14 protein-coding genes are annotated in these 23722 nt (G+C 73.8%); 9 read left to right on the top strand and 5 right to left on the bottom strand.

The features are described from left to right. Positions 1 to 3: 3 nt before the first annotated feature. From ACFVVL_RS03710 to ACFVVL_RS03700, 3 genes are all read left to right on the top strand, one after another. Positions 4 to 1365, top strand: coding sequence for a glutamine synthetase family protein (locus ACFVVL_RS03710; RefSeq protein WP_376150213.1), 1362 nt, complete (start codon positions 4 to 6; stop codon positions 1363 to 1365). Positions 1366 to 1518: 153 nt separating this feature from the next. After that, complete coding sequence (locus tag ACFVVL_RS03705) at positions 1519 to 2652, top strand: hypothetical protein (protein ID WP_387671151.1); 1134 nt, start codon at positions 1519 to 1521, stop codon at positions 2650 to 2652. A gap of 161 nt (positions 2653 to 2813) precedes the next feature. Next, a complete protein-coding gene (locus ACFVVL_RS03700) occupies positions 2814 to 5837 on the top strand; it encodes a bifunctional [glutamine synthetase] adenylyltransferase/[glutamine synthetase]-adenylyl-L-tyrosine phosphorylase (protein WP_387671149.1) in 3024 nt (1007 codons plus the stop codon). A gap of 94 nt (positions 5838 to 5931) precedes the next feature. On the opposite strand, the gene ACFVVL_RS03695 is transcribed toward ACFVVL_RS03700, so the two are convergent. Further along, entirely contained in the window at positions 5932 to 6843 is a 912-nt protein-coding gene (locus ACFVVL_RS03695) for a phosphatase PAP2 family protein (protein WP_387671147.1), read from the bottom strand. 331 nt (positions 6844 to 7174) lie between these two features. On the opposite strand from ACFVVL_RS03695, the gene pulA reads away from it, so the two are divergent. Both pulA and ACFVVL_RS03685 read left to right on the top strand, forming a co-directional pair. After that, a complete protein-coding gene (pulA, locus tag ACFVVL_RS03690; RefSeq protein ID WP_387671145.1) occupies positions 7175 to 12679 on the top strand; it encodes a pullulanase-type alpha-1,6-glucosidase in 5505 nt (1834 codons plus the stop codon). A gap of 609 nt (positions 12680 to 13288) precedes the next feature. Continuing rightward, complete coding sequence (locus ACFVVL_RS03685; RefSeq protein WP_387671143.1) at positions 13289 to 15586, top strand: M4 family metallopeptidase; 2298 nt, start codon at positions 13289 to 13291, stop codon at positions 15584 to 15586. Between the two features lie 243 nt (positions 15587 to 15829). Here the strand turns inward: ACFVVL_RS03685 and ACFVVL_RS03680 are convergent, their stop codons facing one another. Continuing rightward, positions 15830 to 16573, bottom strand: coding sequence for an SDR family oxidoreductase (locus ACFVVL_RS03680; protein ID WP_380297893.1), 744 nt, complete (start codon positions 16571 to 16573; stop codon positions 15830 to 15832). Positions 16574 to 16948: 375 nt separating this feature from the next. Between ACFVVL_RS03680 and ACFVVL_RS03675 the strand changes: the two genes are divergently transcribed. Then, the gene (locus ACFVVL_RS03675) at positions 16949 to 18091 is read left to right on the top strand and encodes an alpha/beta hydrolase (RefSeq protein WP_387671140.1); all 1143 of its coding nucleotides are present in this window, start codon (positions 16949 to 16951) and stop codon (positions 18089 to 18091) included. Positions 18092 to 18110: 19 nt separating this feature from the next. Here the strand turns inward: ACFVVL_RS03675 and ACFVVL_RS03670 are convergent, their stop codons facing one another. After that, positions 18111 to 18986, bottom strand: coding sequence for a hypothetical protein (locus ACFVVL_RS03670; protein ID WP_387671138.1), 876 nt, complete (start codon positions 18984 to 18986; stop codon positions 18111 to 18113). A 54-nt stretch (positions 18987 to 19040) separates the two neighbouring features. Next, a complete protein-coding gene (locus ACFVVL_RS03665) occupies positions 19041 to 19574 on the bottom strand; it encodes a sigma-70 family RNA polymerase sigma factor (RefSeq protein ID WP_387671136.1) in 534 nt (177 codons plus the stop codon). 256 nt (positions 19575 to 19830) lie between these two features. On the opposite strand from ACFVVL_RS03665, the gene ACFVVL_RS03660 reads away from it, so the two are divergent. After that, positions 19831 to 20595, top strand: coding sequence for a hemerythrin domain-containing protein (locus ACFVVL_RS03660; protein WP_380297898.1), 765 nt, complete (start codon positions 19831 to 19833; stop codon positions 20593 to 20595). 127 nt (positions 20596 to 20722) lie between these two features. Here ACFVVL_RS03660 and ACFVVL_RS03655 read toward each other — a convergent pair whose 3' ends face one another. Beyond that, positions 20723 to 22327, bottom strand: coding sequence for an FAD-dependent monooxygenase (locus ACFVVL_RS03655; protein WP_387671134.1), 1605 nt, complete (start codon positions 22325 to 22327; stop codon positions 20723 to 20725). 121 nt (positions 22328 to 22448) lie between these two features. Between ACFVVL_RS03655 and ACFVVL_RS03650 the strand changes: the two genes are divergently transcribed. Together ACFVVL_RS03650 and ACFVVL_RS03645 are read left to right on the top strand one after the other, a co-directional pair. Beyond that, the gene (locus tag ACFVVL_RS03650) at positions 22449 to 23105 is read left to right on the top strand and encodes a TetR/AcrR family transcriptional regulator C-terminal domain-containing protein (RefSeq protein WP_387671132.1); all 657 of its coding nucleotides are present in this window, start codon (positions 22449 to 22451) and stop codon (positions 23103 to 23105) included. Positions 23106 to 23223: 118 nt separating this feature from the next. Next, positions 23224 to 23664: a hypothetical protein gene (locus ACFVVL_RS03645; protein WP_387671130.1), complete on the top strand. Its 441-nt coding sequence runs from the start codon at positions 23224 to 23226 to the stop codon at positions 23662 to 23664. The last annotated feature ends 58 nt before the right edge of the window (positions 23665 to 23722 follow it).

Below are 23722 nucleotides of genomic sequence, written 5' to 3'. Positions count from 1 at the left end.
CCCATGGGCAAGCAGCAGGAGTTCGTGCTTCGGACGCTCGAAGAGCGTGACATCCGGTTCGTCCGGCTCTGGTTCACCGATGTCCTGGGGTTCCTGAAGTCGGTCGCGGTGGCGCCGGCCGAACTGGAGCAGGCCTTCGAGGAGGGCATCGGCTTCGACGGCTCGGCGATCGAGGGCTTCGCCCGGGTCTACGAGTCCGACATGATCGCCAAGCCGGACCCGACCACCTTCCAGATCCTGCCGTGGCGCTCGGAGACCCCGGGCACCGCCCGGATGTTCTGCGACATCCTGATGCCGGACGGCTCGCCCTCGTACGCCGACCCGCGGTTCGTGCTGAAGCGCACCCTGGAGAAGGCCTCCGCCCAGGGCTTCACCTTCTACACCCACCCCGAGATCGAGTTCTTCCTGCTGAAGAACCTGCCCGGCGACGGCACCCCGCCGATCCCCGCCGACCAGTCCGGCTACTTCGACCACACCCCGCGCGGGGTGGGCCACGACTTCCGCCGCCAGGCGATCACCATGCTGGAGTCGATGGGCATCTCGGTGGAGTTCTCCCACCACGAGGGCGCCCCCGGCCAGCAGGAGATCGACCTGCGGTACGCCGACGCGCTCTCCACCGCCGACAACATCATGACCTTCCGGCTGGTGATGAAGGAGGTCGCGCTGGAGCAGGGCGTCCACGCGAGCTTCATGCCCAAGCCGTTCTCCGACCACCCCGGCTCGGGCATGCACACCCACCTCTCGCTGTTCGAGGGCGACCGCAACGCCTTCCACGAGTCCGGCGCCGAGTACCAGCTCTCCAAGGTCGGCCGCTCCTTCATCGCCGGCCTGCTGCGCCACGCCGCCGAGACCGCCGCCGTCACCAACCAGTGGGTGAACTCCTACAAGCGGATCTGGGGCGGCTCCCAGCGCACCGCCGGCGCCGGCGGCGAGGCCCCGTCCTACATCTGCTGGGGCCACAACAACCGCTCCGCGCTGATCCGCGTCCCGATGTACAAGCCGGGCAAGCAGGGCTCCACCCGCGTCGAGGTCCGCTCCCTCGACACCGGCTGCAACCCCTACCTCGCCTACGCCGTCACCCTGGCCGCCGGCCTCAAGGGCATCGAGGAGGGCTACGAACTCCCGCCCGGCGCCGACGACGACGTCTGGGCCCTCACCGACGCCGAACGCCGCGCCCTCGGCATCCAGCCGATGCCGCAGAACCTCGGCGAGGCCATCGACCTCATGCAGCGCAGCGAACTCGTCGCCGAGACCCTCGGCGAGCACGTCTTCGACTTCTTCCTGCGCAACAAGAAGCAGGAGTGGGAGGAGTACCGCTCCGAGGTCACCCCGTTCGAGCTGCGGAAGAACCTCCAGGTGCTCTGACGGTACGTCAAGCGGTGGGGGCCGTGCGGGGGGTGTCCCCCGCGCACGGTAATCCGTTAGGCCATTGCGGTTACTCTGCAGCGGTGCGAGCCGGTGCGGGGCGGTGAAGGGGCGTATTCAGAAGATCCGTTTTGCGGATCACCCTGGAGTGTCATGCGTACTCGAATCACCATCCTGGCTCTGTCCGGACTGACCTCGGCCGCCCTCGTGTGGGGTACCGCCTCCGCGGCCTACGCCTCGTCCTCCGTGGACCACCGTGTCGGCGCCGAATCGGCGGAGGCCCAGGGTGAATGGGTCGACGGGCTTCTCCGCCAGGCCGCGGAGGGCCGCGACAGCGCCGTCCACACCTGGACCTTCGACAACCGCGGTGTCCTCCCGGCCGAGGCGACGGTCAGTCACTCCTTCTGGACCGACGGCGCCGACGCGGCGGCCGCCGCCGGGCAGGTCGAGGCGGCCCGGCCGGCGGAGGCGGCGGTCGGGCAGGACGAGGCGGACCGCGGCCGGCCCGCGCCGCGGCCGTCGACGCCGGTCGCCGGCGAGGAGCTGCTCGAAGCGTCGGCCCCCACCGGCAAGCACTGCCACGAGGAGCCCGTCTGCCCCTGCCACCACGGTGACCACGAGGGCCACGGCGGCCACGAGGGTCACGGCGGGAACGGCGGCAACGGCGGCAACGGCGGGAACGGTGGCAACGGGGGGAGCGGCGGCCAGCAGGCCCAGTCCGAGGAGCAGGCCCAGGCCCAGGAGCAGGCGCAGGCCCAGGAGCAGGCCCAGGGCCAGTCCCAGAGCGGTGAGCAGGCCCAGTCGCAGCACGTCAACGTGACGGTCATCGTGCAGAACCACATCCACAACGACAACAGCGCGAACAACAGCGCCACCAGCAGCGCGAACAACACCTCGCAGAACACGGTGCACAACTCCGCGCAGAACTCGGCGAGCAACACCGCCAGCAACACGGCGAACACCAACCAGTCGGCCTCGCAGAACAACAGCCTCTCCAACGTCAACAAGGCCAAGTTCGGCGAGAAGGAGCGGGCGTCCTACAAGCCGTCCCACTCCGGCCACCAGGGCCAGGGCGGCGGTCAGGGCGGCCACGGCCACGAGGGCGGCCAGGGCGGCGGCCACGGCGAGGAGTACGGCGGCCACCACGGGCAGGAGTACGGCGGTCACCACGAGGAGCTGGCCGAGACGGGCAGCGGCGCCTCGCCGGCCCTGCTCGGCCTCTCGGCGGCGCTGGTCGCGGCGGGCGCCGCGGCCGTGCGGGTCGGCCGGGGCCGCCGGTCCGCGTGACCGGGCCCGGCCCGCAGGGCGCCGGGTGAGCGCGTGAGCGGAGGAACGAACGACCGACGGGCGGTGCGCGAGACGGCGCACCGCCCGTCGGTCGTGTGCGGCTCGCGGGTGGGGCGGGCCGCGGGCGCGTACCCTGCTGGAGCGGACGGACGGAGAGGCCGATGGCGGTGGACGAACAGCGGGCCGGAAGCCGGGTCAGCCGGCCGGAGATCAGGCTGGTGCGGCGCGGGTTCACCGATCCGGGGCAGGCGCTGCGGCTGCTCGCCGAACCGGCCCTGGACGGGCTGGCCGCGGACCCGCTGCTGCTCGACGCGCTCGCCGCCACCGCCGACCCCGATCTCGCGCTGCTCGGCCTGTCCCGGCTGCTGGAGGCGGCCGACCCGGTCGACCGGCAGACCCTGCGGGACACCCTGACCACCTCCAAACCGCTGCGCGACCGGCTGCTCGGCGTGCTCGGCGCCTCCACCGCCCTCGCCGACCACCTGGCCCGGCACCCGCACGACTGGCACGTGCTGGTCACCTTCGAGCTGCGCGACATGCACCCCGGCCCGGAGGACTTCCGCCGCGCGCTCGCCGAGGGCGTCGCCGCCGGCCCCGCCGGCCGCCCGGCCGACGCGCTGCGCGTCGCCTACCGCCGCTGCCTGCTGGCCATCGCCGCCCGCGACCTCACCGGCACCACCGACCTCGCCCAGACCGCCGCCGAACTCGCCGACCTGGCCGGCGCCACCCTGCAGACCGCCCTCGACCTGGCCGCCGCCGAGGACCCGCAGGCCGCCGCGGCCTGCCGGCTCGCCGTCATCGGCATGGGCAAGTGCGGCGGGCGCGAGCTCAACTACGTCTCCGACGTCGACGTCATCTACGTGGCCGAGCCGCGCGAGGGCGTCGACGAGCAGGAGGCGGTCGGGGCCGCCACCCGGCTGGCCGCCGCGCTCACCCGGCTGTGCGCCGACACCACCGGCGAGGGCACCATCTGGCCGGTCGACGCCAATCTGCGCCCCGAGGGCCGCAACGGCCCGCTGGTCCGCACCCTGGCCAGCCACCTCGCGTACTACCAGCGCTGGGCCAAGACCTGGGAGTTCCAGGCGCTGCTCAAGGCCCGCCCGGTGGCCGGCGACCAGGAGCTCGGCGAGGCGTACACCGCCGCGCTGGCGCCGATGGTCTGGCAGGCCGCCGCCCGGGAGAACTTCGTCGCCGACGTGCAGCAGATGCGCCGCCGGGTGGTCGACTCGATCCCCGCCACCGAACTGGACCGCCAGCTCAAGCTCGGCCCCGGCGGGCTGCGCGACGTCGAGTTCTCCGTCCAGCTGCTCCAGCTGGTGCACGGCCGCACCGACGAGGCGCTGCGCAGCGGCAACACCCTGGAGGCGCTGGCCGCGCTCTCCCGCGGCGGGTACGTGGGGCGCGCCGACGCCGCCTCGCTGGACGCCGCCTACCGGTTCCTGCGCTCGCTGGAGCACCGGATCCAGCTGCACCGGCTGCGCCGCACCCATCTGATGCCCACCGGCCAGGAGGACCTGCGCCGGCTCGCCCGCTCGCTCGCCCCGCTGATCAACGACGACACCCGGGCCGATCCGGTCGCCGCCCTCCAGCGGGAGTGGCGCCGGCACGCGGTCGAGGTGCGGCGGCTGCACGAGAAGCTGTTCTACCGGCCGCTGCTGGACGCCGTCGCCGAACTGCCGCCGGGCGCGGCCGGCCTGCGTCCGGAGGCGGCCCGGGCCCGGCTGGAGGCGCTCGGCTACGCCGATCCCGCGGCGGCGCTGCGCCACCTCACCGCGCTCGCCTCCGGGGTCAGCCGCAAGGCCGCCATCCAGCGCACCCTGCTGCCGGTGATGCTCGGTTGGTTCGCCGACTCCGCCGACCCGGACGCGGGGCTGCTCAACTTCCGGCAGGTTTCCGACGCGCTCGGCCGCACCCCCTGGTACCTGCGGCTGCTGCGCGACGAGAGCGCCGCCGCCGAACAGCTGGCCCGGGTGCTGTCGGCCGGCCGGCTCGCCCCCGACCTGCTGCTGCGGGCGCCCGAGGCGGTCGCCGTGCTCGGCGACCCGCAGGGCCTGGTGCCACGCGGACGGGCCGCCGTGGAGCGGGAGGTGCTGGCCGCCGCCGGCCGGGCCGACTCCACCGCCGCCGCGGTGGCCGCCGTCCGCTCGGTGCGCCGCCGCGAGCTGTTCCGCACCGCCGCCGCCGATGTGCTCGGGCGGCTCGGCGAGGACCCGGCGCAGGCGCTGGACACCGCCGGCGAGGCGCTGACCGCGCTGAACGCCGCCACCCTGCAGGGCGCGCTGCGGGCCTGCGTGGCGGGCTGGGAGGAACGCAACGGCGCGCTGCCGACCAGGATCGCGGTGATCGCGATGGGCCGGTTCGGCGGGCACGAGCTGGGCTACGGCTCGGACGCGGACGTGCTCTTCGTCCACGAGCCGCTGCTCGGCTCGCTGGAGGAGGACGCCGCCCGGGCCGCCCAGGCGGTCTGCCTGGAGCTGCGCGCCCTGCTGGCCGCGCCGTCCACCGAGCCGCCGCTGGAGGTGGACGCCGACCTGCGGCCGGAGGGGCGCAACGGCCCGCTGGTGCGCTCGCTGGCCTCGTACGCGGCGTACTACCGGCGCTGGTCGCACGCCTGGGAGAGCCAGGCACTGCTGCGCGCCGAGCCGGTGGCGGGCGACCCCGGGCTGGGGGAGCGGTTCCGGCAGCTGGTCGACCCGCTGCGCTACCCGGGCACCGGGGTCCCGGAGCGGGACCTGCTGGAGATCCGCCGGATCAAGGCCCGGATCGAGGCGGAGCGGCTGCCGCGCGGCGCCGACCCGACCACCCACACCAAGATCGGCCGGGGCGGGCTGGCGGACGTCGAGTGGACCGTCCAACTGCTCCAGTTGCAGCACGGGCACGGGCTGCCGGGGCTGCGCACCACCCGGACCAGGGCGGCGCTGGCGGCGGCGGCCGGGGCCGGGCTGGTCGGGGCGGAGGACGCGGAGGTGCTGGACGCGGCCTGGGTGCTGGCCTCCCGGGTGCGCTCGGCGGTGATGCTGGTGCGCGGCCGGCCGGGGGACTCCTTCCCGGCGGACGCCCGGGAGCTGGCGGGGGTGGCCCGCTACCTGGGGTACGGGGCCGGGCACAGCGGTGAGCTGGTGGACGACTACCGGCGCACCACCCGGCGGGCCCGGTCGGTGGTGGAGCGGCTGTTCTACGGCTGAGACGGGGCGGGGAGGGGCTGGTCGGGGCGCGGCAGCGGGGCGACGGAAGAGGGGCCCCGGTGATCCGGGGCCCCTCTTCCGCGATGTGCGGGCGCTACCGCCGCGCGCTGGTCACCGCGGGCTCGCTCCACTGCTCCGGGACGGTGACCGGCTCGGCCGGTTCCGCCTCCCGGGCGGGCACCTGGGGGAGGCGATAGACCCAGGAGTGGTAGAGCCAGCGGGCGGCGAGGAAGCCCACCAGCAGGCAGAGCAGGCCGCCGACGGCGTCCATCCAGAAGTGGTTGGCGGTCGCGACGATCACCACCAGGGTGGCCACCGGGTAGAGCAGGCCGAGCACCCGGACCCAGGTCCGGCGGGCCAGGAAGAAGATGGTCAGACCGCACCACGTCGACCAGCCGATGTGCATCGAGGGCATCGCGGCGAACTGGTTGGAGACGTGGGTGGCCGGGCCGGAGGCCATCGAGCCCCAGGTGCCGTGGGTCTTCACGGTGTCGATGAAGCCGCCGTCGGTCATCAGCCGGGGCGGCGCCAGCGGGAAGAAGTAGAAGCCGACCAGCGCGATCGCCGTGGTGACGAACAGCACCGTGCGGACCGCGACGTAGCGGCCGGGGTGCCAACGGTAGAGCCAGACCAGGACGCCGATGGTCACGATGAAGTGCAGCGTCGCGTAGTAGTAGTTCATCCCGGTGATCAGCCAGCCGACGCTGTCGACCGCGTGGTTGACCGAGCGCTCGACGGCGACGCCGAGGGAGTGTTCGAGGTCCCAGATCCAGCCGGCGTGCTTCTGCGCCACCGACTCCTGCTCGGGGACGGCGTTGCGCACCAGCGAGTAGACCCAGTAGCTGAGACCGATCAGCGCCAGCTCGAACCAGATCCGCGGGCGCGCCGGCGAACGGCGCTGGTCGCGGACGCGGTCGCGCAGGGCGGAGGTACGGGTCTGGGCGGCGCGGGTGGCTCCGTCGGGCATGCGGCCGCCGTTCTGCTGGATCTCGGTCGGTTCCCCCATGGACGAGAAGTCTGCCAGACGTCCCGTAGCCGTCCGCTCATCCTCCGGAAGTGGATTCTTCACCGGCTGTCCCCCTTGAGAGGGAGGGGGTGGCTCCCACCGGGGGAGGGGGTGCGATCGGGTCTGGTGCGGACCGGTGGGACGGGCATACGTCCCATTGTCATGCCGGGAGGGCCGGGTGGCGCAATCGGGGGTGGGGCAGTGGACGGGGGGAACGCATCGTCGTCGCCCGAAACACTTTCTGCATCTTGCTGGAACATATTGCAGCCCGCTAGCGTCTCGGCAACTTCTCGGCAACCCGACCACCCTCACCCCCGCAAGGGAGCCCCCAGTGGCCGAACTCCCGCCCCGCCGCAGGCGGAGCAACCCCCGCGGACCCGGCCGGACGGCGGTGCTGCTCGCCGTCGCGCTGACCGCCGCCACCCTCGGCACCGCCGGTCCCGCCGCCCTCGCCGCCGCCCCGCCGGCCCCGCCCTCGGACGCCGCGCTCGCGGCCACCGCCGGGCGCCACGACCTCACCCGCGAGCAGTTCTACTTCGTCCTGCCGGACCGCTTCGCCAACGGCGACCGGGGCAACGACACGGGAGGCATCACCGGGACCCGTCTGGACCACGGCCTCGACCCGGCCGACAAGGGCTTCTACCACGGCGGCGACCTCGCCGGGCTGATCCAGCGGCTCGACTACATCCAGGACCTCGGCACCACCGCCATCTGGATGGCGCCGCTCTTCGTCAACAAGCCGGTCCAGGGCAGCGGGGACGACGCCGGCGCCGGGTACCACGGCTACTGGATCACCGACTTCACCCGCATCGACCCGCACTTCGGCACCAACGAGCAGCTGAAGGAGCTGATAGCCAAGGCCCACGCCCGCGGCATCAAGGTCTTCTTCGACGTCATCACCAACCACACCGCCGACGTCATCGACAACCGGCAGCAGCAGTCCGGCTACCGCAGCACCGGCGCCTACCCGGTGCTGGACACCGACGGCAACCCGGTCGACGAGACCGCGCTCGCCGGCACCGGAGCCGCCTGGCCGAAGCTCACCCGGGACTCCTTCCCCTACAGCCCGGTCTTCCGCAAGCCGGCCGACGCCACCGCCAAGACCCCGGCCTGGCTCAACGACCCCGCGCTCTACCACAACCGGGGCGACTCCACCTTCACCGGGGAGTCCGCCACCGAGGGCGACTTCTCCGGCCTCGACGACCTCGACACCCAGAACCCCAAGGTGGTCAAGGGCTTCGAGAAGATCTACCGGCAGTGGATCGAGGACGCCGGGGTGGACGGCTTCCGGATCGACACCGTCAAGCACGTCAACCTCGCCTTCTGGCAGCAGTGGGCTCCCGCGCTCAAGGACTTCGCCGCCGAGCAGGGCAACAAGAGGTTCTTCATGTTCGGCGAGGTCTACTCCGGCGACCCGGCGGTCACCGCGCCCTACGTCACCAGGGGCAGGCTCCAGGCGACCCTCGACTTCCCGTTCCAGAACGCCGCCCGCTCCTACGCCTCCCAGGGCGGCCCGGCGCGCGCCCTCGCCGACCTCTACGCCCAGGACCACCGCTACACCACCGCCGCCACCGACGCCTACGAGCTGCCCACCTTCCTCGGCAACCACGACATGGGCCGGTTCGGCTCCTTCCTGCTCGCCGACAACCCGGGCGCCGACGAGGCCACCCTGCTGAAGAAGGACCGGCTCGGCAACGAGCTGATGTTCCTCACCCGCGGCCAGCCCGTCGTCTACTACGGCGACGAGCAGGGCTTCACCGGCGCCGGCGGGGACAAGGACGCCCGGCAGGACCTCTTCGCCTCGCAGACCCCCTCCTACAACACCGACCGGGTGCTCGGCGGCACCGCCGGCTCCGCCGACCGCTACGGCGAGGACGGCGAGCCGTACCGGGTGGTCGCGGCCCTCGCGAAGCTGCGCCGCGACCACCCGGCGCTCGCCGACGGCGCCCAGATCGAGCGCTACGCCGCCGACGGGCCGGGCGTCTACGCCTTCTCCCGGATCGACGCGGCCCAGCAGGTCGAGTACCTGGTCGCGGTCAACAACGCCACCGAGGCGAAGACCGTCACCCTGGACACCTTCTCGGCCGGCCTGGCCTTCGACCGGATCTACCCGGCCGCGGGGGAGCGGGCCACCAGCGGCGCCGACCGCAAGGTCACCGTCACCGTGCCCGCGCTCTCCTCGGTCGTGCTCAGGGCCGCCGGCAGGACGGCCTCCGCCGCGGGAGCGCCCGCGATCACCCTCGGGGCACCCGCCGAGGGCTCCACCGGGACCGTCACCGTCCGCGCGGACGTCCCCGGCGGCGGCTTCGGCCGGGTCACCTTCGCCGCCCAGGTCGGCGACCGGCCCTGGCAGGTGCTCGGCACCTCCGACACCGGACGCTACGCCGTCACCCAGGACCTCGCCGGCGTCGCCCCCGGCACGCCGGTGCGCTACAAGGCCGTGGTCCAGGACGCCGCCGGCCGGCTGGGCTCCGCCACCGGCGGCTTCACCACCGGCACCCCCGCGCCCCAGCCGGTGCCCACCGCCGCCACCCGCCCCTACGCGGTCGTCCACTACCAGCGCGAGGACGGCGACTACGACGGCTGGAACCTCTACGCCTGGGGCGACCTCGCCGACGGCGAGAGCACCCCGTGGCCGGCCGGCCACCCGTTCACCGGCCGGGACGCCTACGGGGCCTTCGCCTACGTGAAGCTCAAGCCCGGCGCCTCGGACGTCGGCTTCGTTGTCGAGAAGAACGGGGTCAAGGACGTCGACGCCGACCGTCACCTCGACGTCGGTACCACCGGCGAGGTCTGGGTGAAGGAGGGCGACCCCACCGTCCGCACCACCAACCCCGGCCCGGTGAACACCCAGCCCGCCGGCACCGCCGTCCTCCACTACAACCGGGCCGACGGCGACTACGACGGCTGGGGCCTGCACACCTGGACCGGCGCGGCCACCCCCACCGACTGGGGCAAGCCGCTCCTGCCGGTGCGCCGCGACGCCTTCGGCGCCGTCTTCGAGGTGCCGCTCGCCGCCGGGGCGGGCAGCCTCGCCTACATCCTGCACCGCGGCAACGACAAGGACCTGCCCGAGGACCAGTCCCTCGACCTCTCCGCCGACGGCCGCGAGGTCTGGCTCCTCGGCGGCCGCCCCGGCCACCTGCTGCCGCAGACCGCCACCGCCTCCTCCCAGCTGGACCCCGGTACCGCCAAGGCGCAGTGGATCGACGCGCGGACCGTCGTCGTTCCGCCGGGGTACGGCGCCGGGGACGCCGCGTTGGCCGCCGGCACCAGCGCCCAGCTGGTGTACGACCCGGCCGGCGGCATCCGCGCCGAGAACGGCGTGCTCAGCAAGCCCGGCCGGTGGATCCGGCTGGAGCCCGTCCGGGGCGGGCTGAGCGACGCCCAGCGGAGCGCGTACCCGCACCTGGCCGGCTACCGCGCCTTCACCGTCGACCCGCGCGACGCCGCCCGGGTGCCCGCCGCGCTGCGCGGCCAGCTGCTCTTCACCGAGCACCTGCCCAACGGCGCCGTGCTGGCCGCCACCGGCGTGCAACTGCCCGGGGTGCTCGACGACCTGTACGCCCGCCGCACCGGCCGGGTCGACTTCGGCCCCGCGTACTACCGGGGCAAGGTCGCGCTCTCGCTCTGGGCGCCGACCGCGCAGGAGGTCTCCGTCCAGGTCTTCGACACCGCCGCCGGCGGCACCCCGCGGACCCTGCCGCTCAAGCGCGACGACGAGACCGGCGTCTGGGAGGTGGTCCGCGACAAGGCGGAGCTCGACGGCCGGTACTACCTGTACCAGGTGAAGGTCTGGGCGCCGTCCGTCCAGCAGGTGGTGGTCAACACCGTCACCGACCCCTACTCCGTCGCGCTCTCCACCGACTCCCGGCGCAGCCTGGTCGCCGACCTCTCCGCGACGGGGCTGAAGCCGCCGGGCTGGGAGGACCACACCGTGCCGCCGGCCGTCCCGCTCGGCCGGGAGCAGATCCAGGAGCTGCACGTCCGTGACTTCTCGGTCGCCGACGACACCGTGCCCGCCGCCGAGCGCGGCAGCTACCTGGCCTTCACCGAGTCCGGCTCGGCGGGCATGCAGCACCTGCGCGAACTCGCCGGGGCCGGGGTCACCACCGTCCACCTGTTGCCGGTCTTCGACCTCGCGACCGTCCGGGAGAACCGGGCCGAGCAGAAGCTGCCCGCCTGCGACCTCGCCGCACTGGCCGCCGACAGCGACCGGCAGCAGGAGTGCGTGGCCGCCGTCGCCGCCGAGGACGCCTACAACTGGGGCTACGACCCGCTGCACTACACCGTGCCGGAGGGCTCGTACGCCACCGACCCCGAGGGGACCGCGCGCACCGTGCAGTTCCGGCGGATGGTGCAGGCGATCCACGCGGCGGGCCTGCGGGTGGTGCTCGACGTCGTCTACAACCACACCGCCGCCGCCGGCCAGGACGGCCACTCGGTGCTGGACCGGGTGGTGCCCGGCTACTACCAGCGGCTGGACGCCGACGGCAGGGTGACCACCGACAGCTGCTGCGCCGACACCGCGCCCGAGCACGCCATGATGAACCGCCTGGTGGTCGACTCGGTCACCACCTGGGCGCGCGAGTACAAGGTGGACGGCTTCCGCTTCGACCTCATGGGCCTGGACCCGAAGTCCACCATGCTCGACGTGCAGGCCGCGCTGCGCCGGATGACCCCGGACTCGGACGGCGTGGACGGGAGGAACGTCCTGCTCTACGGCGAGGGCTGGAACTTCGGCACGGTCGCGAACGGCGCCCGGTTCGAGCAGGCCACCCAGCTGACCATGGCGGGCACCGGCATCGCCACCTTCGACGACCGGCTGCGGGACGCCGCCCGCGGCGGTGACTTCCAGCTCTCCTCGGCGCCCCGGCAGGGCTTCGCCTCGGGCCTGTTCACCGACCCGAACGGCTCGCCCGCCAACGGCACGCCGCAGGAGCAGCGGGCCCGGCTGCTGCGGCAGATGGACCAGCTCAAGGTGGGGCTGACCGGCAACCTGGCCGGCTACTCCTTCACCGACAGCTCCGGACGGACCGTCACCGGCAAGGACGTCGACTACAACGGTGCCCCGACCGGCTACGCGGCCCGGCCCGGCGAGGCCCTCGCGTACGTGGACGCGCACGACAACGCCGACCTGTTCGACGCGCTCGCGTACAAGCTGCCGGCCGGTACCGCGCCCGCCGACCGGGCCCGGATGCAGGTGCTGGCGCTGTCACTGACCGCGCTCTCCCAGGGGCCGGGCTTCGCCCAGGCGGGCAGCGACCTGCTGCGCTCCAAGTCGCTGGACGCCAACTCCTTCGACTCCGGGGACTGGTTCAACGCCATCCACTGGGACCCGGCGCAGGGCAACGGCTGGGGGCGGGGCCTGCCGCCGGCGGCGGACAACCGGGAGATGTGGCCCGCCGCGAAGGGCCTGCTGGCGGATCCGCGGCTGACCGTCGGTGCGGGTGACATCCGGGCGGCGAGCGCGCGGTACCAGGACCTGGTGCGGATCAAGGGCTCCTCGCCGCTGTTCGCGCTGCCCACCCTGGCGGCCGTCCAGCAGCGGCTCTCCTACCCGCTGTCCGGCACCTCCGGCGAACTGCCCGGGGTGATCACCCTGCACCTCGACGGCGCCGGGCTGCCGGGCGCGGAGAAGGGCGTCACGGTGGTGTTCAACGCCACGCCGGACGCGCAGGGCCAGCGCGTCCCCGGGCTCGCCGGGACGGCTCAGGCGCTGCACCCGGTGCAGGCGCGGGGCGCCGACCCGGTGGTGAAGCAGGCCGGCTTCGACGCCGCGACCGGCACCTTCACCGTGCCGGGCCGCACCGTGGCGGTGTTCGTGCAGCGCTGACGGGGCGTCGCCGTCCGGGCCCCGTGCCGCCTCCGGCGGTGCGGGGCCCGGACTGTTTCGAGCCGCTTCCGGTTCCATTCAATGAATGGAGTTGTCCGAAAACCGACCATGGCACGGCCGGAAAGGTGACGTGCCGCGCCCGTCCGGCGCTGTCCGCCGCCGTTCGGGCCGGGTGCGGGCCCTGAGCGCTGGTCAGTGCCCGCCGGAGGTGATCAAACCTTTTCGGCGGTAGTGAAAACGATCTTCAGAAGTTCTTACCGCCGTAACACCGCCGCCCTCCTGACGGATGTACGGGCCGGTAGCTAATCGGCCAATCCATGGCATGCATCTGTCATTAACGGCTCGTTTGCTGCCACGATTCCTCCGGCTGCAGACGAGGGGACCCCACCCCCCGGTGCAGCTGTCCCAGGTGAGGAACAGCGCGTCCCCTGCCGGAAAACGCCCGACCACCTCGCTCCGCAACCGCACCCGCGCCGCGTATCGGCGGCGGGGGCCCCCACTGAGCCGCAACCCTGCGGCCAGGTTCTCTCCACCGCCGCGAACCCCGTGGCGGTCGGAAAAGGAGTCCGCATGTCCCGTTACGCCCACGCCCGGAAGGCAGCGGTTGTCATGGCCGCAACCACTGCGTTGCTGGTGACCGGCATCCCGGTCATCGCGCAGGCGGTCACCCCTGACGCGCCGGCGGCCGTCGCCGCGCAGCAGGCCGGCCGGGCCGAGCTGATCGCCTCCGCGAACCAGCAGACCGTAGGCCTCGCCCAGACCCTGGGCCTGACCGGCGACGAGAAGCTGGTCACCAAGGACGTCGTCCAGGACGCCAACGGCGCCCGCCACCTGCGCTACGAGCGCACCTACGCCGGCCTGCCGGTGCTCGGCGGCGACCTGATCGTCCACCAGGACGCCACCGGCGCCACCACGGGCGTGACCAAGGCCAGCGAGGCCGTGCTGAGCGGCGTCACCACCACGCCGAAGCTCGCCGCGCCGAAGGCCCAGGAGGCCGCGCTGGCCTCCGAGTCCGGCTCCGCGCTCGACACCGCCCCGCGCCTGGTCGTCTGGGCCGCCGACGGGACCCCGAAGCTCGCCTGGGAGACCGTCGTCTCCGGCAAGCAGGAGAACGGCACCCCGAGCCGCCTCAAGGTCGTCACCGACGCCGCCACCGGCGCCGTGCTCAGCAAGGTCGAGGGCATCAAGACCGGCACCGGCAACGGTGTCTTCGTCGGCACCGTGCCGCTGACCACCACCCAGAGCGGGTCCTCGTACCAGCTCAAGGACGGCACCCGCGGCGGTCAGTACACCACCGACATGGGCAACCGGACCTCCGGCAACGGCACGCTGTTCTCGAAGTCCACCGACTCCTGGGGCAACGGCTCGGCCGCCAACCGCGAGTCCGCCGCGGTCGACGCCCAGTACGGCGCCGCCGCCACCTGGGACTTCTACAAGAACACCTTCGGCCGCAGCGGCATCCGCAACGACGGCGTCGGCGCCTTCAGCCGGGTCCACTACGACACCGGCTACGTCAACGCCTTCTGGGACGACGGCTGCTTCTGCATGACCTACGGCGACGGCGACGGCGACACCCACCCGCTGACCGAGCTGGACGTGGCCGGCCACGAGATGAGCCACGGCGTCACCTCCGCCACCGCCAACCTCAACTACTCCGGCGAGTCCGGCGGTCTGAACGAGGCCACCTCGGACATCTTCGGCAACGCGGTCGAGTTCTACGCCAACCTGCCGAAGGACAACCCGGACTACCTGGTCGGCGAGCTCATCGACATCAACGGCAACGGCACGCCGCTGCGTTACATGGACAAGCCCTCCAAGGACGGCCGCTCGGCCGACTCCTGGTACTCGGGCGTCGGCAACCTGGACGTGCACTACTCGTCCGGTGTCGCCAACCACTTCTTCTACCTGCTGGCCGAGGGCAGCGGCGCCAAGGTGATCAACGGCGTCAGCTACAACAGCCCGACCGCCAACAACGTCACCGTCACCGGCATCGGCCGGGACAAGGCGCTGCAGATCTGGTACAAGGCGCTGACCTCGTACATGACCTCCACCACCAACTACGCCGCGGCGCGCACCGCGACGGAGAACGCCGCCAAGGACCTCTACGGCGCGGGCAGCCCCGAGGTGATCGCGGTCGGCACCGCCTGGGCGGGCGTCAACGTCGGCACCGTGCCCCCGAACCCGGGCGGCGTCACCGTCACCAACCCGGGCAACCAGAGCACCAAGGCCGGCACCGCGGTCAACCTCGCGATCAAGGCGAGCGGCGGCACCGGCGCGCTGACCTACTCGGCCACCGGCCTGCCGGCCGGGCTGTCGATCAACGCCTCCACCGGCGTGATCACCGGCACCCCGACCACCATCGGCAGCTCCAGCGTCACCGTGACGGCCAAGGACTCGGCGGGCAAGACCGGGACCACCAGCTTCACCTGGGCGGTCACCGACCCCAACACCAGCTGCACCCCGGCGCAGCTGCTCGGCAACGCCGGCTTCGAGACGGGCACGGCCACGCCGTGGACCGCCTCCAGCGGGGTGGTCGACAACTCGTCCTCGCAGGCGGCGCACGGCGGTTCGTGGAAGGCCTGGCTGAACGGCTACGGCTCGACCCACACCGACACGCTGTCCCAGACGGTCTCCATTCCGGCCGGCTGCAAGGCGACGCTGAGCTTCTACCTGCACATCGACACCGGTGAGTCCGGCACCACCGCGTACGACAAGCTGACCGTCCAGGTCAACGGCACCACGCTGAAGACCTACTCCAACGCCGACGCGGCCGCCGGCTACCAGCTGCGGACCTTCGACCTCTCGGCCTACGCGGGCCAGTCGGTGACCCTCAAGTTCACCGGCACCGAGGACGCCTCGCTGCAGACCAGCTTCGTCATCGACGACACCTCGATCGCCACGAGCTGACCCGGCGCCGGTGAAACCGGCGGAAACCAGGTGAGACAGGGGCAGGGCCCGGCGGGTGCGACCGCCGGGCCCTGTGTCGTGCGCGGGGTGTCGTGCGCGGGAGGCGCACCGGGGCGGCGTGCGCGAGGTGTTGACGGGCTCCGGTCCGGCTCCGGCACCTGGCAGAAGAGCGCGTCCGGCGGATCAGGGACCCTCGTCTCCGGCGGACGGGGGTCCCGTCGTCCGGCTGAGCTGAGCGGGAGGTCAGCCGCGGCCGATGTACGGCATCGCGCTCGCCATCACCGTCGCGAACTGCACATTGGCCTCCAGCGGCAGCTCCGCCATGTGCCGCACCGTGCGCGCCACGTCGGCGACGTCCATCGTCGGCTCCACCGCGACCCGCCCGTCCGCCTGGGGCACGCCGCTGCTCATCGCGGCGGTCATCTCGGTGGCGGCGTTGCCGATGTCGATCTGCCCGCAGGCGATCCGGTACGGACGGCCGTCGAGCGAGAGCGACTTGGTCAGCCCGGTGACGGCGTGCTTGGTCGCGGTGTAGGCGGCCGAGCGCGGACGCGGGGCGTGCGCGGAGATCGACCCGTTGTTGATGATGCGGCCGCCCTGCGGCTGCTGCGCCCGCATCTGCCGGAACGCGGCGCGGGCACAGAGGAAGGCGCCGGTGAGGTTGACGTCGACCACCGCCCGCCACGCGTCGACGTCGAGTTCGTCCACCGTGCCGGCGGGACCGAACGCCCCGGCGTTGTTGAACAGCAGGTCCACCCGCCCGAAGCGTTCCACAGCGGCCGCGAACAGCGCGTCCACGGCCCCGGGGTCCGTGACGTCGGTCGGCACCGCGACCGCCCCGGCGCCGCTCAGCCGCGCGGTCTCCCGCAACGCCGCCTCCCGCCGCCCGGCGAGCACCGGCCGCCACCCCCCGGCGGCGAGTTCCACCGCCACCGCCCGCCCGATCCCGCTTCCGGCTCCGGTGACGACGGCGACGCGTTCCAGCATGGCGGGCTCCTCGGCCGGGGACTGCGGGGCTCGGACGGACTGCGCGATCCGCTCAACGATGTCAGCGACGGACTCCCGCTGCCAGCCCGGGACCGGCCCCGCCGAGTGGCGGGGGAGGGTCCCCGCCGGTCGGGAGGGGCGCCCGGCGGGCTTTACCCGATCGGGAACAAACATTGGATCGGTGCTGGCCAATGCGCAACCGGGGTGGGGCGGTCCACGTCATAAGATCGCAGGGCGGCGCGCCCCTCGTGAGGGCGGCGCGCAGCCTCCCGGGGGTCTCGCAGACAGCCGCGCCCCGGGCCTGTCCGGCCCCACCCGGGGGCCACCGCCCGGCTCCGTGGGAGCGGGCGCGACACCGGTCGGAGAGTTCTCACCGTGCAGCCGCAGTCCTCCCGTTCCCGCGCCGTGCTGACCGGCGCCACCGTCCTCACCCTGGCCGCCGCGCTGGCGGCCTGCGGGAGCGCGGACGGCGGGACCGCGGGGAAGTCGGGGGACGCGGCGAAGGGCGCCACCGCGGCGGCGGCGGTCGCCGGCGGCGCCGGTGGCTCGACGGGCTCGGCGTCGTCGTCCGCGCCCGGGTCCCCGGCCGCGGGTTCGGGTTCGGGTTCGGCCGCGGGTTCGAGCCCGACGGCGGCCACGGGCGCGCCGCCCGCGACCACGCCGCCCGCGCCGAGCGGCAAGGTGCTGATGCCGACCGGCCCGCAGGCCGCGTTCGGCAAGGCCAGGGACACCGCCGCCGGCCAGATCATGATGACCACGCTGACCGGCCCCAAGTCCGGGGTCACCGGCAAGGTCTGGGTCTGGCTCCCGCCGGAGTACAACGACCCCAAGTACGCGAGGACCGGTTTCCCGGTGCTCACCCTGTACGCGGGCGGCCAGAGCGCCGGCTACAACACCTGGACCGACAACCAGCTGCCGATCCAGGAGGTCGACGCCGACCTCGCCAAGCAGGGCAAGGCGCATCCGTTCATCATGATCATGCCGGTGCAGAACCTCGACTCCAACGAGGCCAAGGCCCTGGAGTGCGCGGACATCCCGGGCCAGCCGAAGATGGGCACCTGGATGGCCGAGGACATCCCCGACTTCGTCCGCGCCAACTTCCGCACCGTGAAGGGCCGCGACGGCTGGGGCCTGATGGGCGCCTCCACCGGCGCGTTCTGCAGCGCCAAGCTCGCCCTCCAGTACCCCGACACCTTCAAGGCCGCCGTCCCGATCGACGGCTACTTCAATCCCGACTCGCCGCTCTGGAAGGGCCACGAGGCCGAGCGCCAGGCCAACAGCCCCGACCTGCTGGTCGCCGAGGGCAAGGCCGACGTGCGGATGCTGGCCACCGCCGGCGGCGGCAACGCGTACGAGATGAAGCTGGTCAAGGCCTGGGTCGCGAAGGCCGCGCCGCCGCTCACCGTCGAGTACTACGAGCAGCCCGGCGGGAAGCACCTGACCAGCGACTTCAAGAAGATGATCCCGGACACCCTGCAGTGGCTCAGCAAGAACCTCGCGGGGCCGCAGGGCGACTGAGCCCGGGGGCCGGGCGGGCTCAGCGGACCGCCGAGTCCCGCCAGCCCTCGTCGACCGCCCGGACGAACCCGGGCGTCATGGCGAAGTCCCGCACCGTCTCCAGCGGCGGGGTGGTGTAGACGCCGTTCACCGGGGCGGAGTCGAGGCTCAGGATCAGCATCCGGCCCTGGGCCGTGACGAGCCAGATCCAGACGGAGGACGCCGACGGCCCGCGGTGCACCGGGTGCAGGACCCACGCCAGGGCGCCGTCGGGGAGCGGCACGGCGAGACAGTCGGTGCCGAAGGGGTTCGCCGGCTCGCCGCTCGGGAGCTTCGGGGCGCAGGGCGTCTCCCGGTCGTAGGGGCTGTGGGCGGGGCCGTTGAACTCCCGCATGAACCTGATCCGGCCGTCGTTCGCGCGCTGCAGCGTGAAGTCGCGGGAGCTCGCGCCCTCCTCCACCGCGGTGACGCCCGGCAGCGGGTGCTCGCGCAGGAACCGCAGCAGCTCGGCGTGGCCCACGGCGTTGAGCCGCCAGTCCTCGGCGACGAGCTCCTGGGAGGTCTGGGAGGTCTGGGCGGTCGGGGCGGCCGGAGCGGCCGGAGCGGGTGGGAGCGTCGGGGTGGGCGGCGCGGTCGGGGCGGTCGAGGTGGTCACGGAGGCCGGGGCGGTGGTCGGCGCCGCCGCCGGGGCCTCGGGCCCGGAGCGGCCGGTCACCGCGACCCCGGCCGTGGCGACCGCCGCCACCGCGACCGCCGCCGCCGTCACGGTCAGCACCCGCCGCCGCAGCCGCAGCCTGGCGCCGGCCCGCTTCACCTGCGGTCCCACCGGCGGCACGGCGGGCTCCTGCTGGTCCAACACCGTGCGGAACAGCGCGCCCATCCGCTCGGCGCCCAGATCCCGGTCCTCCTGGCCCATGGTCCTCCCTCTCCTCGTCAGCCCGTGGTGGTCGTTTCAGCCCGCGGTGCCCGGTCAGCCCGCGGCGATCTCGTGCACCGAGTCGCCGAGGATCGCCCGCAGCTGGGCCAGGCCCCGGTTGGTCGCGGACTTCACCGCGCCGGTGCTCTGCCGCAGGGCGGCCGCCGTCGACTCGATCGACTGGTCCTCCCAGAACCGCAGCACCAGCACCGCCCGGTAGGCCGGGCTGACCTGCGCCAGTGCCGCCAGCAGCGCCAGCCGCCGCTCCGGGTCGGCCTGCGAGCCGGTCCGCCGCCCGCCGCCGCGGCCGTCCTCCAGGAGGACGCCGGGGTCCGGCGCGGTCACCTCCTGCGCGGCGCGCCGGCGCCGGGTGTCGACGTACGCGCGGACCAGCGTCGTCCGGGCGTAGCCGTACGCCGTCTCCGGCTCGCGCAGCCGCGGCCAGCGGGCGTACAGCTTCACCAGGGTGGTCTGCACGAGGTCCTCGGCGAGGTGCCAGTCGCCGCAGAGCAGATACCCGGTGCGGCGCAGCGCGGCGTACCGGCCCGCGACGAACTCGTCGAACGTCCGCTCCTGATCCGGTGACATCCGGCCTCGCTGTTCCTCGTCGGCTTCCCCGGTGCGACGGGTGGCGCACCCTCGCCCTGTTACACGGGGCGGGTGCGGCGGAATGTTGCGTCGCGTTCGCCGGGCCGCCCGCCGGAACCGGTCGAACGGCCGCTGAGCTGCACGTCAATCGGACATTGATTCGCCTCTGATGTCCTCTCACCACTGTGGTGGGAGAGCCAGCCCGCCAGTTGTGCCAGGTCGAGCCAAGCCCTTGCCCGAGCGTGAAAAGAGTGCCATGCCCAGCCACCTGCTGCCCGTAGCGTCCCCGGCCCCGGCGGTCGTGCCCGCCCAGGGCGGCCCCGTGCACGAGCACACCGCCGACGAGGAACCGCAGGTCATGCGCTTCGCCGGGCTGCGGCTGGTGCACGCCGCGCTCCGTCGCGACCTCGCCAGGCTGCCCAACGCGCTGCGACTGCTGCAGCCCGGCGAGGACGAGAAGGGCGCCGCGCTGCTGCGCCATTGGACCTTCGTCACCGCCATGCTGACCTGCCACCACGAGCAGCAGGACACCCGGATCTGGCCGATCGTGCGCCGGTTCGCGCCCGAGCTGAGGCTGCTGCTGAACTGGCTGGAGTCGGACCACCACAACCTCGACCACTCGTTCACCCGGGTCACCACCCTGGTCCGGATCGCCAGCCGGGACACCGGATCGGTCTGGCCGGTGGCCTACGCCATCGAGGACCTGGCGGCCCGGCTGGAGACCCACCTGCGGGTCGAGGAGCGCCAGCTGCTGCCGCGGATGGAGGGGGTCTTCGCGGAGAGCTCGCGGGTCGGCAGCCTGCCCGAGCTGCTGGACGTGCTGCACTCGGCCGACGGGCCGGGCAGCCCGGACGCGCTCGCCTGGCTGCTGGACGGCGTCGAGCCGGCGGTGGTCGAGCGGCTGCTCGCCGACTGCGACGACCTGGTGGCCCGGCACTGGCCGCACTGGCAGGCCACCTACCAGCGCTGCACGGCGCCGCTGTGGGGCGCGCCCGGGGCGTGGGACACGGCCGGCGACTGAACGCCCGGCTTTTCGTCGGCCGTTGATCTACGCGCGTGGCATACCCGTGAGGCATGAGGCCGTGGCATGAGCCCGTGGCATGTGCCCGGACGCGCCCCGGGCGGGCCACGGCCCGGGTGGGCGCCGTTCAGTGCAGGCCGAGGCGGGCCAGGTAGCCCGGCAGGTCGGCCGCATCGTGGGTGGCCAGGCCCAGGTAGCCGTCCGGCCGGACGACGAACAGGCCCTGCCCGTACGCCCGCTCGGCGACGCCGCCGTCGACGCGGTGCCCGCGCACCCCGGCGGGCAGCCGCGGCAGGGCGCGGCCGATCGCGAGCACGGTGACGTGCGGGCCGCGGAACAGGTCGAACAGCCGGCGCCCGGCCACGGCGGCCACCGGCGCGCCGTCCAGCCCGCTGCCGTCCAGCGGGGCGTCGGGTGCGCGCTCGCCGGCCCGCAGCGCGTCCTCGGGCAGGCCGGGCCGTGCCTCGACGGTCAGCGGGCCGTCCTCGTAGCCGAGCCCGAGCTGCTCGGTGCGCGGGCCGCGCCGCAGCCCGCCGGCCCGGACCCCGCCCGCGCGGTGCAGCCGGGTGGAGATCTCCAGCACCTCGGCGGCGACGGGCAGGCGCTCCTGCTCGTAGCTGTCCAGCAGTGCCTCGTCGGCGCCGTGCCGCAGCACCTGGCCGAGCTTCCAGCCCAGGTTGTAGGCGTCCTGGACGCTGGTGTTGAGGCCCTGGCCGCCGGCCGGGGAGTGGATGTGCGCGGCGTCGCCGGCCAGGAAGACCCGGCCCTCGCGGAACCGCTCGGCCAGCGCCGCGCGCGGCCGGAAGCCGGACGCCCAGTGCACGGCGCCGACCGCGGATTCCGGCAGGTGGGTGCGGGCCGCGACGGTCCGCCGCACGGCCCGGGCCGAGGTGTCGGGCTCCGCGAGGTCACCGCCCGCGGTGCCGTCGCCCGCCGGGCCGCCGCCCGCGGTGCCGCCGTCCGCCGCGGGATTCCCCGTCGCGCCGTCCCCGGCCGCGTCGAACCGGGCGAACAGCTGGAAGGCGGTGGTGCCCGGGAGCGGGCAGAGCAGCAGCGCGCCGCCGGGGGCCTTCGGCCAGCAGTGCCAGTTGTCGCGGTCCAGGCCGTCGATCTCGACATCGGCGACCAGCGCGGGGTGCGGGTCGACCTGCTCGCCCGCCATCGGGATGCCCACCGCCCTGCGGACGGTGGAGCGGCCGCCGTCGGCGGCGACCAGATAGCGGGCGGCGACCGTGCGCGCGATGCCGTCGGGGCCGGTCAGCCGGGCCTCGACCCGGTCGGGGTGCTGCTCCAGGCCGCTCAGCGCGGTGCCGAGGGTGACCTCGCCGCCGAGCTCGCGCAGCCGGTCGTGCAGCAGTTCCTGGGTGCGCCACTGGGGGAGCATCCAGACCGCCGGGAACGGCACGGTCGGGTCCGGCTCCGGGCGTCCGACGAGCTCCCACTCGCCCTGCCGCTCGCCGTTCTCCCAGTTCACCATGCGGGGGTAGGGGCGGCCGACGGCGTGCACGGCGGCGAGCAGGCCGAGGTCCTCGAAGACCTCCTGGGTGCGGGGCTGGAGGCCCTTGCCGCGTGAGCCGGGGAACAGCGCCGGAGCCTGCTCGACCAGCAGCGCGGACACCCCGCGCCGGGCCAGGTCGCAGGCGAGGGTCAGCCCGGTCGGCCCGGCGCCGACGATCAGGACGTCGGTCTCGCTCGGGACGCCGGTCCCGCTCCGGTTCTGGGCGTGCGCCATCGCACACTCTCCTTAACGTTGTTAAGTGGCGGACATCCGGAAGCATCGGCTTAACGGTGTTAAATTGTCAATGCCGGCCATCGGGCCGGGACGACAGCAGCCGCCCGGAGGGAACCGCGAGATGCCGCCGAAGCTGGACCGCGCGCAGGTGGTCGACACCGCGCTGCGGCTGCTCGACGAGACCGGGCTGGACGGGCTCACCCTGCGCCGGATCGCCACCGAGCTGGACGTCAAGGCCCCCGCGCTGTACTGGCACTTCGCCAACAAGCAGGCGCTGCTCGACGAGATGGCCACCGAGATGCTCCGCCGGATGTCCGCCGGCCCGCCCGCCGTCCCGGACGACTGGCGGGAGGCGCTCACCGGCACCTGCCGCGCCCTGCGCGCCGCGCTGCTCGGCTACCGGGACGGCGCCAAGGTCTTCAGCGGCACCCGGCTCACCGACTCCGGCCACGCCGGACGGCAGCACGCCCTGCTGGCCGTGTTCGACCGGGCGGGCTTCGAACTCGCCGACGCCGTCCTGGCCTTCACCACCGCGTACGCGTTCACCACCGGCTTCGTGATCGAGGAGCAGGCCGTCCACCCGGTGCCGGGGGAGCGGGCGCCCGGCTACGACCCGGACCGCCGCGCCGCCGGCATCGAGCCCGAGCACGCCCTCGCCGCCGCGGCGAGCCGGGAGCTCTTCGGCGACTTCGAGCAGCGCTTCGAACGCGGCCTGGCGATCGTCGTCGCCGGGATCGGGGCCTCGCAGGTCGCACCGTCAACTCCGGCCGTCCCCTAAGGGTTCACCCCTCGGGGCGCGGGGCCGATCGGCGGCCGGGGGCGTCCGGGACGGGCCAGGGGCCGGGTACCGCCGGGGGCCGATGTGCGGCTGACGGCGCGCGCCTACCGTCGGAGCCATGACCAGTGCGCCCACCTCCCCGCACCAGGACCGTCACCCGACCTCCCGCCCGGCCGCCCGCCGGTCCCGCCCGAGCCCCGGCCGCCGCCGGGGGCCGGCCGTCCGCTCGGCCGCGCTCGCGGCCGGCGCCGTCCTGCTCCTCGGCGCCGGGCTCACCGCCTGCAAGGGCGGCGTCTCGCTCTGCCTCGACGACAACAGCTGCGACGTCGCCGTCCGGACCGAGAACGCCGACTCCACCTACAGCGCCGAGGTGTTCGGCGGCGACAAGACCCTCAAGCTGACCGTCGGCCGGATCACCGACACCACGGCCGAGGTCAAGCTCGGCGACGAGACCAGGACCCTCACCGAGGGGGCCGCGACCGTCATCGGCTCCGCGACGGTCACCCTGCGCCACGCGAACGCGCACGACCACACCGCCGAGCTCCGCGTCGTCCGCTGACCCCACCCGTGCCCACCTGCGCTCACCCGTGCCGGACCGGTCCGGCACGGGTGAGCGC

It is taken from the genome of Kitasatospora sp. NPDC058115 (genome assembly GCF_042884635.1).
Classification (GTDB): Bacteria; Actinomycetota; Actinomycetes; order Streptomycetales; family Streptomycetaceae; genus Kitasatospora.
Note: the sequence above shows the minus strand (reverse complement) of the source record. Positions and strands in the feature narration are given on the sequence as shown.

Coding starts and splice junctions, on each gene's coding strand:
- ACFVVL_RS03660 (WP_380297898.1), top strand. CDS start 19,831: ATGCCCAGCCACCTGCTGCCCGTAGCGTCCCCGGCCCCGGCGGTCGTG.
- ACFVVL_RS03665 (WP_387671136.1), bottom strand. CDS start 19,574: ATGTCACCGGATCAGGAGCGGACGTTCGACGAGTTCGTCGCGGGCCGG.
- ACFVVL_RS03705 (WP_387671151.1), top strand. CDS start 1,519: ATGCGTACTCGAATCACCATCCTGGCTCTGTCCGGACTGACCTCGGCC.
- ACFVVL_RS03685 (WP_387671143.1), top strand. CDS start 13,289: ATGGCCGCAACCACTGCGTTGCTGGTGACCGGCATCCCGGTCATCGCG.
- ACFVVL_RS03670 (WP_387671138.1), bottom strand. CDS start 18,986: ATGGGCCAGGAGGACCGGGATCTGGGCGCCGAGCGGATGGGCGCGCTG.
- ACFVVL_RS03680 (WP_380297893.1), bottom strand. CDS start 16,573: ATGCTGGAACGCGTCGCCGTCGTCACCGGAGCCGGAAGCGGGATCGGG.
- ACFVVL_RS03645 (WP_387671130.1), top strand. CDS start 23,224: ATGACCAGTGCGCCCACCTCCCCGCACCAGGACCGTCACCCGACCTCC.
- ACFVVL_RS03695 (WP_387671147.1), bottom strand. CDS start 6,843: ATGGGGGAACCGACCGAGATCCAGCAGAACGGCGGCCGCATGCCCGAC.
- ACFVVL_RS03710 (WP_376150213.1), top strand. CDS start 4: ATGGGCAAGCAGCAGGAGTTCGTGCTTCGGACGCTCGAAGAGCGTGAC.
- ACFVVL_RS03655 (WP_387671134.1), bottom strand. CDS start 22,327: ATGGCGCACGCCCAGAACCGGAGCGGGACCGGCGTCCCGAGCGAGACC.
- ACFVVL_RS03650 (WP_387671132.1), top strand. CDS start 22,449: ATGCCGCCGAAGCTGGACCGCGCGCAGGTGGTCGACACCGCGCTGCGG.
- ACFVVL_RS03700 (WP_387671149.1), top strand. CDS start 2,814: ATGGCGGTGGACGAACAGCGGGCCGGAAGCCGGGTCAGCCGGCCGGAG.